At 58.4% G+C, this 14,058-nt stretch carries 15 protein-coding genes and 2 pseudogenes; 2 read left to right on the top strand and 15 right to left on the bottom strand.

The genetic code is table 11. The annotated features are described in order from the left end of the window. Positions 1 to 127: 127 nt before the first annotated feature. The 5 genes from FH061_RS18835 to FH061_RS18815 all read right to left on the bottom strand — a co-directional run bounded on the left by FH061_RS18835 (position 128) and on the right by FH061_RS18815 (position 4,808). Positions 128 to 1,114, bottom strand: coding sequence for a TRAP transporter substrate-binding protein (locus FH061_RS18835; protein WP_404822481.1), 987 nt, complete (start codon positions 1,112 to 1,114; stop codon positions 128 to 130). Between the two features lie 87 nt (positions 1,115 to 1,201). After that, positions 1,202 to 1,996: a 2-oxo-tetronate isomerase gene (gene otnI, locus FH061_RS18830; RefSeq protein ID WP_151637380.1), complete on the bottom strand. Its 795-nt coding sequence runs from the start codon at positions 1,994 to 1,996 to the stop codon at positions 1,202 to 1,204. Positions 1,997 to 2,056: 60 nt separating this feature from the next. Beyond that, the gene (otnC, locus tag FH061_RS18825; RefSeq protein WP_151637379.1) at positions 2,057 to 2,698 is read right to left on the bottom strand and encodes a 3-oxo-tetronate 4-phosphate decarboxylase; all 642 of its coding nucleotides are present in this window, start codon (positions 2,696 to 2,698) and stop codon (positions 2,057 to 2,059) included. After that, on the bottom strand, positions 2,695 to 3,963 hold the full coding sequence (gene otnK, locus FH061_RS18820) for a 3-oxo-tetronate kinase (protein WP_151637378.1): 1,269 nt from the start codon (positions 3,961 to 3,963) through the stop codon (positions 2,695 to 2,697). The genes otnC and otnK overlap by 4 nt, the downstream gene beginning before the upstream one ends. Before the next feature lie 59 nt (positions 3,964 to 4,022). Then, positions 4,023 to 4,808 (bottom strand): FadR/GntR family transcriptional regulator, encoded by a 786-nt coding sequence (locus FH061_RS18815; RefSeq protein WP_151637377.1) that lies wholly within the window; start codon positions 4,806 to 4,808, stop codon positions 4,023 to 4,025. Positions 4,809 to 4,970: 162 nt separating this feature from the next. Here FH061_RS18815 and denD point away from each other — a divergent pair, with 162 nt between their 5' ends. Both denD and FH061_RS18805 read left to right on the top strand, forming a co-directional pair. Beyond that, on the top strand, positions 4,971 to 5,957 hold the full coding sequence (denD, locus tag FH061_RS18810) for a D-erythronate dehydrogenase (protein ID WP_151637376.1): 987 nt from the start codon (positions 4,971 to 4,973) through the stop codon (positions 5,955 to 5,957). Between the two features lie 132 nt (positions 5,958 to 6,089). Next, entirely contained in the window at positions 6,090 to 6,818 is a 729-nt protein-coding gene (locus FH061_RS18805) for a carbonic anhydrase (protein WP_151637375.1), read from the top strand. Here the strand turns inward: FH061_RS18805 and FH061_RS18800 are convergent. From FH061_RS18800 to FH061_RS18765, 10 genes and pseudogenes are all read right to left on the bottom strand, one after another. Continuing rightward, positions 6,776 to 7,021 (bottom strand): hypothetical protein, encoded by a 246-nt coding sequence (locus tag FH061_RS18800; RefSeq protein ID WP_151637374.1) that lies wholly within the window; start codon positions 7,019 to 7,021, stop codon positions 6,776 to 6,778. The two genes, FH061_RS18805 and FH061_RS18800, sit on opposite strands and share 43 nt — an antisense overlap. Before the next feature lie 792 nt (positions 7,022 to 7,813). Beyond that, entirely contained in the window at positions 7,814 to 8,263 is a 450-nt protein-coding gene (locus FH061_RS18795; protein WP_225984728.1) for a hypothetical protein, read from the bottom strand. 2 nt (positions 8,264 to 8,265) lie between these two features. Continuing rightward, positions 8,266 to 8,637 (bottom strand): polymorphic toxin type 47 domain-containing protein, encoded by a 372-nt coding sequence (locus FH061_RS18790; protein WP_449866995.1) that lies wholly within the window; start codon positions 8,635 to 8,637, stop codon positions 8,266 to 8,268. A gap of 3 nt (positions 8,638 to 8,640) precedes the next feature. Continuing rightward, a pseudogene (locus FH061_RS31985) lies at positions 8,641 to 8,808 on the bottom strand (RHS repeat-associated core domain-containing protein); the annotation flags it as partial. 94 nt (positions 8,809 to 8,902) lie between these two features. Further along, on the bottom strand, positions 8,903 to 9,367 hold the full coding sequence (locus FH061_RS18785) for a hypothetical protein (RefSeq protein ID WP_151637373.1): 465 nt from the start codon (positions 9,365 to 9,367) through the stop codon (positions 8,903 to 8,905). Then, the gene (locus FH061_RS31060; protein WP_225984727.1) at positions 9,324 to 9,650 is read right to left on the bottom strand and encodes an HNH/endonuclease VII fold putative polymorphic toxin; all 327 of its coding nucleotides are present in this window, start codon (positions 9,648 to 9,650) and stop codon (positions 9,324 to 9,326) included. The genes FH061_RS18785 and FH061_RS31060 overlap by 44 nt, the downstream gene beginning before the upstream one ends. A 99-nt stretch (positions 9,651 to 9,749) precedes the next feature. Then, a pseudogene (locus tag FH061_RS31785) lies at positions 9,750 to 9,827 on the bottom strand (RHS repeat-associated core domain-containing protein); the annotation flags it as partial. 15 nt (positions 9,828 to 9,842) lie between these two features. Beyond that, positions 9,843 to 10,952: an RHS domain-containing protein gene (locus FH061_RS18775; RefSeq protein WP_151637372.1), complete on the bottom strand. Its 1,110-nt coding sequence runs from the start codon at positions 10,950 to 10,952 to the stop codon at positions 9,843 to 9,845. Between the two features lie 97 nt (positions 10,953 to 11,049). Next, entirely contained in the window at positions 11,050 to 11,298 is a 249-nt protein-coding gene (locus tag FH061_RS18770; protein ID WP_151637371.1) for a hypothetical protein, read from the bottom strand. A gap of 13 nt (positions 11,299 to 11,311) precedes the next feature. Beyond that, the coding region (locus tag FH061_RS18765; protein ID WP_192805135.1) for an RHS repeat-associated core domain-containing protein at positions 11,312 to 14,058 on the bottom strand (2,747 nt) is incomplete at its 5' end.

Below are 14,058 nucleotides of genomic sequence, written 5' to 3'. Positions count from 1 at the left end.
GGTGCCGAGCCCGCCATGTCGTGTCGCCACGCCTTGATCTGCAGGCAATCCCCTCGGCCTCGTCCTGGTACGGTCAATCCGAAAACGCTCTTGAAAACGCCCCGCTGGCGGCGGGGCGTGGCTTGCATTACTTGTAGTTGCGGATCTTGTCGATGTTGGCCTTGCCGAACTGCTTTTCGAAGTCGGCGAAGACCGGTGCCAGCGACGCCTGGTACTTTGCCTTGTCGACGTTCTCGACGACCTGCATGCCCTTGGAGCTCAGGTACTTGACCGCAGTCCTCTCGTCTTCGTCGACGCGGTCGCGATTGGCCTTGGCCGCCACCTTTGCTGCTTCGAGGAAGGCGGTCTGGTCAGCCGGGGACAGCTTGTCGAAGGCGCCCTTGTTCATCAGGAACACGCCCGGCGAGTAGACATGGCCGGTCAGGGTCAGGTGCTTCTGTACCTGTTCGAACTTGTTGGCGGTGATGACCGACAGCGGGTTTTCCTGGCCGTCGACCGTGCCCTGCTGCATCGCCGTGAACACTTCGGTAAAGGCCATCGGCGTCGGGATGATGCCGAAGCCCTTGTAAGCCTGGATGTGCACCGGGTTTTCCATGGTGCGCATCTTCAGCCCCTTCATGTCTTCCGGGTTGTTGATGGCGCGCTTGTTGTTGGTCATGTGGCGGAAACCGTTTTCGCCCCAGGCCAGTGCCTTGATTCCCTTGCTTTCGAATTTCTTCAGCATGTCCTGGCCGATCGGGCCGTCCAGCACGGCACGGGCATGCGCATAGTCGCGGAACAGGAAGGGAATGTCGAGGATCTTCACTTCGGGCACGAAGTTGGGAATCGGGCCGGTCGATGTCCAGGTCAGTTCCTGGGTGCCGAGCTGCACCGCTTCCACTGCTTCACGCTCCGCGCCCAGCGAGCCGCCGTAGAAGGTCTGGATCTTGTAGCGGCCATTGGTGCGCTTTTCCACTTCCTTGGCCAGCGTATCGATGGCCACGCCCTGGTGCGAATTCTGCGCGGTCGACACGCTGATGCGCATCACGGTCTGCGCGGAAGCGCTGGAAGAAAGAAAGCCGACGGCCAGTGCGGACACGGCCAGGGCGATTGCGTTAAGACGGATGGTTTTCATTCAAGTCTCCTGAAAAAAATTTTATAACCTCATACGAACCACATTGATTACCCCGCCGGCGCCGCCGTCGGAGAACATGTTCTGCAGTCATGCCTTGCCGGCCTGCGCGGCAAAATGCCTGAACCAGCCCAGGCCTTCCACCGTTCCCCTTGCCGGTCGATACTCGCAGCCCAGCCAGCCGCCGTAGCCGACCTCGTCGAGCAGCTTGAACAGGTAAGGATAATTGATCTCGCCGGTGTCGGGCTCATTGCGCTCCGGGACGCCCGCAATCTGGATATGGCCGATGTGCGGCAGGTAGCGCCGCACCTTCATCGCGATGTCGCCTTCGACGATCTGCACATGGTAGAAGTCCATCTGCACCTTCAGGTTGGGCGCGCCGATTTCTTCTCGGATCGCATGCGCCTCGGCCTGGGTGTTGAGGAAATACCCGGGAATGTCGCGGGTATTGATGGGCTCGATCAGTATCGTGATGTTGTGCCTGGCGGCTTCCGCGCAGGCCTGGCGCAGGTTGGCGACATAGGTGGCGCGGGCGACGCCGCGGTCTCCGCCGGCGGGCAGGAGACCCGACATCACGTGCAGCATTGGCGTGCCGAGTTCCTGCGCATAGCGGATCGCCTTGTCGATGCCTTCGCGGAATTCTTCCTCGCGCCCCGGCAGCGAAGCCAGCCCGCGTTCGCCTTCGGCCCAGGCGCCGGGCGGCATGTTGAACAGCACGTTCTGCAAACCGTTGTCCTTCAACGCGCGGGAGATATCCTCGGCCGGGTGCTCATACGGGAACAGGAATTCCACGGCGGTGAAGCCCGCGTCGGCGGCGGCGGAAAACCTTTCCAGGAAGGGCACTTCATTGAACATCATTGTCAGGTTGGCGGCAAATTTCGGCACGATCTTTCCTTTAGTTCCCTTGATGCGAAGCGTGAATCGGATGTAATTCAATCACTGCGGTCATTGCTGGTCCAGCTTGAATACCTGCCTCAGTTCCTCGATCTGCTCGGCATTGAGCGCGCGCGGATTGTGGCCGCGCAGCAGCAGGAACAGCTTTGCCGTTTCTTCGAGTTCCTCGGTCGCATACAGCGCGGCCTCGAGATTCTTGCCCGATACCACCGGGCCGTGATTGGCCAGCAGCACCGCGCTGTGCTTCGCCGCCAGGCCGCGGATGGCATCGCCCAGTTTTGGATCGCCCGGCCGGTGATACGGTATCAGCGGCAGCTTGCCGATCTTCATGACGAAGTACGCCGTCAGCGGCGGTATGCAGTCGCAGGCATCCAGCCCCGACATGCACGACACGGCGGCGGAATGCGTGGAATGCAGGTGAACGATCGCGCCGGCGCCGTTGCGCTCCTCGTACATGGCGCGGTGCAGGAAGGCTTCCTTGGACGGCGCATCGCCCGACACCAGGTTGCCCTGCCAGTCGAGCTTGGCCAGGCGGGCCGGATCGAGATGGCCGAGCGAGGCATTGGTGGGCGTCAGCAGCCAGCCGTCATCGAGCCGCACGCTGATATTGCCGCTGCTGCCCGTGGCCAGCCCGCGGTCGTACAGCGACCTGCCGCATTCGCAGATGTGTTCGCGCAGTGCCGACTCGTTCATCGCAGCACGCTCCATGCCTTGGTGAAGAAGTCCACGCTGCCGAAGTTGCCCGACTTGAGCGCAAGCGCCAGCGGCGTGGCGCCGAGGGTGGTAGTCCATGGCACGCCGGGATCGATCTGCGGGCCGATATGCAGGCCGTGCACGCCCAGGGCCTGCACCACCGCGCCCGAGGTTTCCCCGCCCGCCACCAGCATCTGCCGCACGCCGCGTTCGACCAATCCCTTGGCGATGCCGGCAAGGGCTTCCTCGACCAGCAGGCCGGCGCGTTCCACGCCGAGCCGCGCCTGCACCGCCTTGACCGCTTCCGGCGCCGCGGTCGCATAGACCAGCGGCGGGCCGTCCGCGAGCAGGGGCGCAGCCCAGTCAAGCGCCATGCTCACGAGATCCTCGCCATTTGCGAGGCGCAGCGGATCGATGGCAAATGCCGGCCGGCCGGAAGCGATGAAATGCGCGACCTGGGCATTGGTGGCGACCGAGCAGCTGCCGGAAATCACGGCGCGCAAGCCCTGCGGCACCTCCAGCGTGTCGGCGACCGCCCCTTCGTCGAGCAGCCCCGCCTTGCGGAAATTCTGCGGCAGGCCGAGGGCGATGCCGGAGCCCGCGGTGACCAAGGGCATGCCGGCCAGCGCCGCGCCGATGCGCATCAGGTCATCGTTCGATACCGCATCGACGATCGCAATCTGGATGCCGTCGCGCTTCAATGCCTCGATGTGCGCCGCGATGGCTTCGGCGCCGCGCGCGACGACCTCGTGGCCGATCAGTCCGACCTTGCGCGCCGTCTGCCGCTGCAGCACGCGCACCAGGTTGGCATCGGTCATCGGCGTCAGAGGATGATTGCGCATGCCGCTTTCGCTGAGCAGTTCATCGCCGACGAACAGGTAACCCTTGAAAATGGTGCGCTTGTTTTCCGGGAAGGCCGGGCAGGCAATCGTGAAGTCGGTGCCCAGCGCCGTCATCAGCGCATCCGTGACCGGGCCGATATTGCCGCGGTCGGTGGAATCGAAGGTGGAGCAGTACTTGAAATAAAACTGGCGGCAGCCGGCATTGCGCAGCCATTCCAGCGCCGCCAGCGATTCATCGACCGCTTCCTGCGGCGGCGTGGTGCGCGACTTCAGGGCGATGACGACGGCATCGACGTCCCGCGGCAGCGGTTCCTGCGGCACGCCGATCATCTGCACCGTGCGCATGCCGGCGCGTACCAGCATGCCGGCCAGGTCGGTCGCGCCGGTGAAATCGTCAGCGATGCATCCGAGTAATAAGCTCATGTTGCCTGTTCCGTATCAGTTCAAAAAATGCCGTGCCTTCACGGCGTCTTGCGGCGTCCTTACGATTCGGCGCCGGCCGCCCGCCGTCGAACCGGTTTCTTCGCCTTGCCGGCGACGAAATCCGGATCGATGTTGCGGATGCGGTGCGACGACATTTCCATATGCTTGCGTGCGGCTTCGCGCGCAGCATTCGCATCGCGCCGGACGATGGCGTCATACACGGCCTGATGTTCGTCCAGCACCTGCTGCCGCGTTTCTTCGCGCTGCGCCTCCCAGGTGCGGGTCAGCTTGATCGTGCCTTTCAGGAACTGGCCGAGGTAGTCCCACAGGGCGAGGAAATGCGGATTGCCGGTGGCGCGGGCGATGCTGCGGTGAAATTCAATGTCGGCCGCGACGCCGTCGCCGCCGGCGGCCACATCGCCGTCGATGGCCGCAAGCCGCGTGCCGATCTCGGCGATCTGTTCTTCGCTGGCACGCTCGGCGGCCAGGGCGGCGATTTCCGCCTCCATGCCGCGCCGGAGTTCGGCCACCTGCAGCACTTCCTGCACCGAATCAATCACGCTCGGCTTGATCCTGAAGGGGCGGTCGGGCCCGGCTTCACGCACGAAGACACCGCTGCCCTGGCGCGATTCCACCAGGCCTTCCGCCTTCAGGCGCGACACCGCTTCGCGCATGACCGTGCGGCTGACGCCGAAATGCTGCGCCATCTCGCCTTCCGAAGGAAGTCGGGACTTCGGCGGATAGGTTCCCTTGAGGATCAGATCCTGGAGGATCTTCGTGATTCGTTCCGGCATTTTTGCCGAAGCCTCAAGGCGGTCCACCTGGAACAGGGGGTTTTCGCTCATTCGTTGATATCGAGATTGATGATTACATAATATGCGCTTATCATATAACTTCACAACTTAAACCACAACTGGCTTGTTGATCGGCATTGCTTGCCGAAGCCTGGCCAGACCGCGAACGGTGCCATGCAAGGCGGCGCCGTCCGCGCACTTTTTGAGGAAAGCATGGAAGTTCTAATTACCGGTGGCGCCGGCTTGCTGGGCGCCCGTTTGGCAAAGCAGCTGCTCGAGCGCGGAACGCTGGCAAACGCACAGGGCGCACAGACTCCGATTTCCCGCATCACGCTGCTTGATGTCGTGCCTGCCAAGGGGTTTTCCGACGAACGGATCAACATCGTGACCGGCGATATCGCCGATGCCGCCACCATCGAACAGCTCGTGACGCCGCAGACTGGCTCCATTTTTCATCTCGCGGCCATCGTCAGCAGCCACGCCGAAGCGGAATTCGACCTTGGCATACGCATCAATTTCGATGCGACACGCCTGATCCTGGAGCGCGCCCGCCAGAACGGCAACAAGCCGCGCGTGGTGTTCACCTCGTCGGTGGCCGTCTTCGGCGGCGAATTGCCGGCGCAGGTGCCCGACAACCAGGTGCTCACGCCGCAGAGTTCCTACGGCACCCAGAAGGTGATGGGCGAATTGCTGGTCAACGATTACAGCCGCAAGGGCTTCATCGACGGCCGCGCACTGCGCATGCCGACCGTATGCGTGCGCCCCGGGGTGCCGAACAAGGCGGCATCGAGCTTTGCCAGCGGCATCATCCGCGAACCGCTCAACGGCATCGAGGCGGTGTGCCCGGTTGCTCCCGACACGCCGATGTGGCTGCTGTCGCCGCGCTATGCGATCAACAGCCTGATCCACGGACATGACATCGACGGCAGCGCATTCGGCAGCAGCCGCGCGCTCAGCCTGCCCGGCCTTGCCACCACCGTCAAGGAAATGGTGTCCGCGCTCGAGCGCGTCGCCGGGAGCAGCGTGGTCAAGCGCATCCGCTGGGAAGAAGACCCGGCCATCATCAGGATCGTCAATTCCTGGCCGGGCGATTTCATCACCCGCCGCGGCGATGCGATGGGCTTCCAGCGCGATGCGGATTTCGACAGCATCATCCGCAGCTACATCGAGGATGAGCTGGGCGGCAAGGTCGCTGCCTGAGATCGGACGCGGCAAGTGATTCACGTAAGACAGCAATAAATATGCGGAATCAGTCGCGAATCAATCGAGAAAAGAAGATGAACTGAAGAACTCTTTCCCGTTCAAAACAGAATTTTGAGCGGGGAGGATGCCATGCATTCGCATGATTCAGACAAGCGTCGTTTATTGAAAGCCTTATGCTGCGGCGGTATTGCGCTGGGGACGGTGGCTGCGGCTGCAGGCGTCGGCGCGGCCGCCGGCAAGAAAACCGCCATGACGGCGCAGCAGGCATTGCAGGCCCTCAAGGAGGGCAATGAGAAATTCCTCAACGACAGTCTCCAGGCCCCCGTACAAAGCAAGGAGCGCAGGCTTGAGATAGCCCAGGGCCAGCAGCCCTTCGCGGTGCTTGTCAGTTGTTCGGATTCCCGGGTGCCGCCGGAATTGCTGTTCGGCCGCGGACTGGGCGAGCTTTTCATCGTACGCAATGCGGGCAATACCGTGGACACCGTTGCGATGGGAAGCATTCAGTACGCGGTCGCTCAGCTCGGCGTGCCGCTTATCGTCGTGATGGGGCATGAGCGCTGCGGCGCGGTCGATGCCGCGCTGAGCGTCGTCGAAAAGAACACGAGTTTTCCCGGCAGTATCGGACAAATGGTCGAGCCCATCGTGCCCGCGGTATTGAAGGCGCAATCTTCCATGAAGGGAAGCGCCACGCGCGATGCGCTGCTCGATGCGGCAGTCCGGCACAACGTGATGCGTGTCGTGGAGCGGCTGCGCACCACCGAAGCCATGCTGGCCGAGCCGATCAAGGCAGGCAAGCTGATGATCGTCGGCGCACGCTACGATCTGGACGACGGACGGGTCGAGTTTTTCAATGCGTGATGTGATTTCGGGCGTGCCGCCCACTGTGCCAGTGCGTCCGGTATTTGCTTTAACCTCGCATGGTAATAGTCCATCACTTGCCGCAATAGCGCCTCGCCGCTCGCGGCGGCATCGGCTGCTAAAGAAGGAAGATGCTGCTTGGTGCCGCGCGCCACGCCGACGCGCTCGCCTGCAAACGATGCGCCATCGTGCAGGATGTTCATCGCGTGCTACGAGGAGACACCTTGCGTTTTCAGCACACGGTCGATCACGCTGTCCAGCGCATCGCAGCCGAAGAAGTGATACCGGTCCTTGCTCTCGGAGACTAACAAACCGGGCGTAGCTTACTCGTGGAATACGTAGCGCATCACCCAATCCCTGCCGCGCTTTTGCAGCTTGTGAACTTGGCTTCCGACCAGATTCGGCAGGTCTATACCGTAAGCTATCAGTGGCTTATCCCACCTGAAGGGGAAAAACCGAAGCCCATGTCTCCCTCCATTGTGAAGCACATGCACCAGGAAAATTCAGAACTGATTAAGTAATGATGCTGAGGGACTGCCAATAATTCAGGAAGGGCTTCCCTTATACACTCTATTGATCCCGCAAGCGCAAAGTCAGTCGCGCTGTCACCCACATATACGACGTTACCTTTCAGCTAAAAATTTAGACTAACTTTGTCGAAGAACGACAATCTGCTGCTCGGCAAACTTGCTTTTCTTTATGGCATGACTCCTGCTTCCCAGAGTACAACATCACGCCGAAAATTCTACGCCTGAACGGTACTGTTTATTGGAATACGGTCAAACTCATTCCACGCTGCCGGCACACAACCGGCGTGCCGGCTTCTGCCTGCTTGAGAATGGAAATAATTTAGCTTACCGAAAAACGCGACTTCTTCATGTAAAACTTCTTCGTTTCTGATTGGAGAAAGTTTTACCTCCATGCCGCTTACTTTTCGGGAGTATTTCCTCCGCTTAAGATCAACTTTAGGCTCTGTATCACTTTCATGAACTGGTCTATTTCGATTCGCTTAAGGATGCAAGAAGTTCTTTCGCTTTTCCCGTAATCTCAATCGCATACCAATTCACTGCAATTAGATATGAAATATTTTCATCGGAAACAAAATACTCCATACCAAAAGCTTCTTTCAAAACGATTCCGATTTTTTGAGCATTCCCAATTCTTATAACAACATTTTTGTCTAATCCAGATTGGTCAAAAAAGACATACGCAGGAGTGGCATTGAGTTCTTCTGAATATGTATACTCATACTTCTCTAGAGGGATCGTGATAATTTCACCTCGTAGGGAAAGATGCCCTGTAGTTTTATGGGGGGGAAACTTACGGAATGTGGCACCAATGAATTTACAGCCTTCTTCTCTTGACAAGACTTCTGTTCGAACCCCTACCAAATTTGCTGCCTTAATAAACTCTAGTGCTGCTCCTAGTTTGTGCAGGGATTCCATAGTTATCTCCCAGTCGCCGGAACGTCGTCGACAAATACATGACCTCTTACGCGAGTGCTTCCCTTGCCGGGAGTTTGGTAACCTATGTGTGGCTGATGAGGTCCCTCTCCAAGACTTCCATCGGGTTTTAAGTTATTCCATCTTGGAATGTCAAGGTTGACATTTGCCCCACCGGGACCTTGGTACCCTACTGGAATACTTTTTCCATCACTAGTTTTCCCCCACTTTATTACTTCGAATTGATCCTTGCGTACACCAGTTCTATTGAATGCTTCTTCTAAGGCGTCTCGGAAAGGTAAAGTTGAGCCACGTAGGTCAAGATCTTTTTCAGGGTCATATTTCCAGTTTTTCCCTGTTAGGCCATCACCACACAGACATGCGGTTAACCCCAGTGGATCAGTGCAGCTTACCGGATTGACAGCATAGCGATAGAGGTTACTCCCACCCGCCAATCCAATCGGATCCTGCCCAACAAACCGCCCGCAATCCGGATCGTAACACCGGAATCGATTGTAATGCAGCCCCGTCTCCGCATCGTAGTACTGTCACTGAAACTGCAATGGCTGCACTTCCCCGAAATAGCCGAGCTCCTTATCACTATGCATAAAAGTTATTGATGCTCGGAGTATTTTTATTGATTCATGCCTCAAAATAATATATGCCGTCTTCACGCTCTTGCAAATCAATTACCCATATTGGTTCTTTAATAAAGATGGTCATATCGTGTGTTCCATGAATAGACCATAAGCTATTTATGAATTCCAATGCATCCTCGACTTCGACCCTGACAATGAATGGAACTTCAAAAGGAACATAATATGCATCCTCAATGACTTGAGCTAATCGACTTGCAAACCAGTTGGCGACCTCATGTTCTTCATAGGTATCCAAGTCCCATTTCTTTACCGGTAAAGAGTCCAGATTGGCATGCTTTGCCAAGAGACTTCTATGCTGAATGAAATCGTCTCTGCCAATTCGCTCAACACTGGATTTCTTTACGCCCAGTATCGATTTTGCAAATGCGATCGCGCGACGTTCAAGCAGCTTTTCTCTTAACAACTCACTTTGCATAATAGACATGATGGTCGTCGGTTGCTTCGTCATTTATTTTTTGATAGGGATGGTTCTTAAAATCATAGTTTCTTGGATCATCGCCCTTACTACGTCCTGCATGAGTATGTGGACCATTTGAATCTTTGATGTGCTCTACCACTACCTTTCTATGGCCATTCTCGTCAATATATTCATAGAAACGTCCAAAGTGTGTAGGATTCTCTGAGTATTTATAATTTTTCATACCCCTTTTGGTCGGATCATTTCCTACTTGCCATTGAGCGACAGGTTGTTGGCCTCTTGGAATCCCTGCCAAATCCTTCGCTTTGTTCAAAGCTTGAGTTCGATTAAGAGCGCATGGGCAATTTGCTGCTAACCCTAGCGGGTCAATCCAGCTTATTGGATTCGCTGCATACCGATACAGGTTGATCCCGCCCTGCAGCCCAATCGGATCCTGCCCAACAAACCGCCCACAATCCGGATCGTAATACCGGAATCGATTGTAATGCAGCCCCGTCTCCGCATCTTAGTACTGTCCCTGAAACCGCAGTGGCTGCACTTCCTCGAACGCCTGCTGCTGAGCTCGCTCTTCAGTATGCTCGACCACCTCCGGCGCTTCCACCCGCAACACATTACCCCACGCCCGGTACGTCGCCGCCCAGCGCAGTTGCCCCTGCTCATCCGTCATCTCCCTCGGCGTGCCAAGATGATCGGTATGCATGTGCAGTATCTGCGCGGTGTGCTTTTGCGTCTGGGTGACTCGTCCCGCTTCGTCATCTTGCTTGATGACCCGATTCACCTGCGCCAGCGGCACGAACGATTCCGGCCGGTACAGATACGTGCGCGCATGACTGCCGCGCACTTCCTGCAGCAGCCTATTTCCATCCCATACGAAATGCGTGATACCAAACGCATCCTTCTTGTACAGCCGCCGCCCGAACGGGTCGTAGCCATACGTCACCGTCTGCACCGTCGGCTGGTCGGTATGTGCCCGCCTTGTCGTCACCGCCCTGACCAGCTGATGCTCGCCATTCCCCTGCAGCGCAATTTCGATATGCCGGCCGATCTTCTTGCCGGTCAGATCGCCATGCACGTCGTAGGCGTAGCGCTTGTCCTCGAACACGGTGACGCGGCTGTTCTCGATCCGCCCGCCCTGGTTCTGCAGGCTGTCATCGAGCAGGTTGTGCGCCGGGTCGAAGGCGAAGCGTTCCTGCGTGGTCGGATGCACCGCCGACAGGATGCGCCCGAGCGCGTCGTAATGGTAGGCGGTGCGGCCCAGCCGGGCGTCGCCGATGGCAATCAGCTCGCCGCTCCTGTCATAGTCGTAGCGGCGGGCAATGAGGCTGCCGCCTTCGTACATATCCGGCTTGTCCAGCGCCTGCCATGCGCGGCGCTGCTCTGCGAGGCTGCCGCTGACTTGCTGCCCGGTCAGCCGGCCCAGCCGGTCGTACTGGAACAGGCTCTTCAGCGCGCCCTGGCTGCGGCTGATTTCCCGGTGCAAACCGTCGCGCTCGATGTCGCAGATGACTTGTCCATCCAAGTTGACCTGATGCAAGTGCCCGGAACCGTAGAACAGCTGGTTGAGCTGGCGGCCGTCCGTCATCTCCCTCGGCGTGCCGAGGCGGTCGATATGCATGTGTATTACTTACGTCTGCTATTTATCCTATTTTGCTTCCTAATTAGCGGCGCGTGATATTAATCCAGCGCCGCACCTCGCTCTACATCATTTATTTTTAATTTTTTGGCATCCACTCAGATACAGTCTGAATAAACTTGTCTAGTTCTATCTCAATTGTTTCATTTTCATCCCATAGATTTTCTATATGTACTCCAGATATCAGAAAGCGGACATTAAATGCATTTCCAGTCAGTTCAAGTTCCGTATGCTGGCCTGATTGCACATTTTTTGCATATCCTAGATAAGCCTCCCGGCTTTGGATATTTTGTATATCACTGTTTAAAAAATCATTCATAGTGCTCATATGGTAATTTCCTTTACATCTTAGGAAAAGCGGTGTTGATATTTCCAGCTTGATCTAAATAGCCTTCTATTTTTACTCCTGACTTCGATATGCCCATGAATTTTTTACCAGAAATGGCTCCATTGCTTACCGCATCTTGATAGGCAGAGCGTATTTCGTCTAAAGTCTGAGCTCTTGACCAACTTTTAGGAAACATTGTTGATTTTTTAGTCTGATATATTCCGGTAGACGGATTCAACACTGCGACATTTGCTTGATAAATGCCGTGAGCATCTGCTGAGCCACGTTGAGTAGTAATCGCGTTGTTGCCGTGTCCAATAGATCCTTCATGATGAAAACCTGTCGGACGGCCTCTGCGATTTGTTTCTCCGTGAAAGATGTGTTTCACATTGATTGCTGGTGAACACAAGCATGGAGTAAGTCCCAAAGGATCAATCCATGTAATTGGATTGGCCGCATACCGATACAGGTTAACTCCACCTTGCAACCCAAGTGGGTCTTGACCAATAAACCGCCCACAATCCGGATCGTAATACCGGAATCGATTGTAATGCAGCCCCGTCTCGACATCGTAGTACTGCCCCTGGAACCGCAGTGGCTGTACTTCCTCGAACGCCTGTCTTTGTGCCAGTTCAGCGTCCTGCTCAACCACCTCCGGCGCTTCCACTCGCAGCACATTACCCCACGCCCGGTACGTCGCCGCCCAGCGCAGTTGCCCCTGCTCATCCGTCATCTCCCTCGGCGTACCAAGATGATCGGTATGCATGTGCAGCACCTGCGCCGTCTGCTTCTGCGTCTGCGTGCCTTGTTCCGTCTCATCATCTTGCTTGATGACCCGATTCACCTGCGCCAGCGGCACGAACGATTCCGGCTGATACAGATACGTCCGCGCATGACTGCCGCGAACTTCTTCCAGCAGCCGGTTGCCATCCCATACGAAATGCGTGATGCCAATCGCATCCTTCTTGTACAGCCGCCGCCCAAACGGGTCGTAGCCATACGTCACCGTCTGCACCGTCGGCTGGTCGGTGTGTGCCTGTCTCGTCGTCACGGCCCTGACCAGCTGATGCTCACCATTCCACTGCAGCGCAATCTCGGTATGCCGGCCGATCTTCTTGCCGGTCAGATCGCCATGCACGTCGTAGGCGTAGCGCTTGTCTTCAAAGACGGTGACGCGGTTGTTCTCGATGCGCCCGCCCTTATCCTGCAGGCTGTCATCGAGCAGGTTGTGCGCCGGGTCGAAGGCGAAGCGTTCCTGCACATCCGGATGCACCGCCGACAGGATGCGGCCGAGGGCGTCGTAGTGGTAGGCGGTGCGGCCCAGACGGGCGTCGTCGATGGCGATCAGCTCGCCGCTCCTGTCATAGTCGTAGCGGCGGGCAATAAGGCTGCCGCCTTCGTCCATATCCGGCTTGTCCAGTACCCGCCACGCTCGGCGCTGCTCCGCGAGGCTGCCGCTGACTTGCTGCCCGGTCAGCCGGCCCAGCCTGTCGTACTGGAACAGGCTCTTCAGTGGGCCCTGGCTGCGGCTGATTTCCCGGTGCAAACCGTCGCGCTCGATGTCGCAGATGACTTGTCCATCCAGGTTGACCTGGTGCAAGTGCCCGGAGCCGTAGAACAGCTGGTTGAGCTGGCGGCCATCTGGCAAGACCGTCTGGATGCGGTTGCCCAGCGCATCATAGGCATGCGTGATGCGGCTGGCATGATGGCGGGCGGTGGTGGCTTCGGCAATGAGCTGGCCGATGGCGTCGTACTGCAGTTCGACTTCGGCTTGCGCATTGCTTGCCTGGATCAGGCGGCCCAGCTTGTCGTAGCGGTAGCGGGTGCGCAGCTGTTCGGCCATCGAGGGGCCGGTGATGCGCGAGACGATCTTTTCCACCAGCCGGCCGGCGGCATCGCGCTGGTAATGGGTGTCGATGCGGGCGTCGGCATGGCGCCCCGCACCTTTCACGCCAGCACTACCCGGACTGCCGTGTTCCTCCCGAGCCACCGGCAGGCCGGCGGCATCATAGCGGTAACGCGTCAGGCGGCCGTCGAAGCCGGTTTCCTCGTGCAAGCGGTCGAGTACGTCATAGCTGAACGCATACACCGCGCCGTTCTCGTTGATCAGCTGCGCCAGCCGCCTGGCGGCGTCGTAGCGGTAGTGCAGCGTGTGACCCAGCGCATCGGTGCGGCTGGTCGGCAATCCCTCGGCGTCCAGTGCATAGACGGTGCGCCGGCCGGCGGCATCGGTCTGCGCCACCAGCCTGCCGGCACGGTCGTATTCGAGCTGTTCCTCGCTGCCGTCGGGCCGGGTGACGGCGAGCAGGCGGCCGGCGGCGTCGTAGCGGTAGGCGGTGCTCTGGCCGAGCGCATCGGTGAGCTTGCTCAGCTGGCCCCAGCCATCGTAGTCGTAGCGGGTGGTCTGGCCGGAACAGTCGGTATGGCGGATGACTTGCCCGGCATCGTTGTAGGCCAGCGTGCGGCTGCGGCCGGCGGCATCGGTGATGACGACCGGCAAGCCGTGGGCGCCGTAGCGGTAGGCGGTGCGCTGGCCGAGGGCGTCGGTGATGCTGGCCAGGTTGCCCGCTTCGTCATAGCGCAGCGCAGTGATGCCGCCCATGGCATCGGTGATGAGCGCGGGCTTGCCGTGGTGCGGGTCGTAGGCAATCCTGGTGATGGCGCCGTCGGGCTGCTCGACGGCAATGAGACGGCCGAGCGCGTCATGCCGATAGCCGGTGCGGCGGCCGGCGGCATCGGTGAGCTCGACCGGATGGCCGT

It is taken from the genome of Noviherbaspirillum aerium, assembly GCF_008929045.1.
GTDB classification, from domain to species: domain Bacteria; phylum Pseudomonadota; class Gammaproteobacteria; order Burkholderiales; family Burkholderiaceae_D; genus Noviherbaspirillum; species Noviherbaspirillum aerium.
Note: the sequence above shows the minus strand (reverse complement) of the source record. Positions and strands in the feature narration are given on the sequence as shown.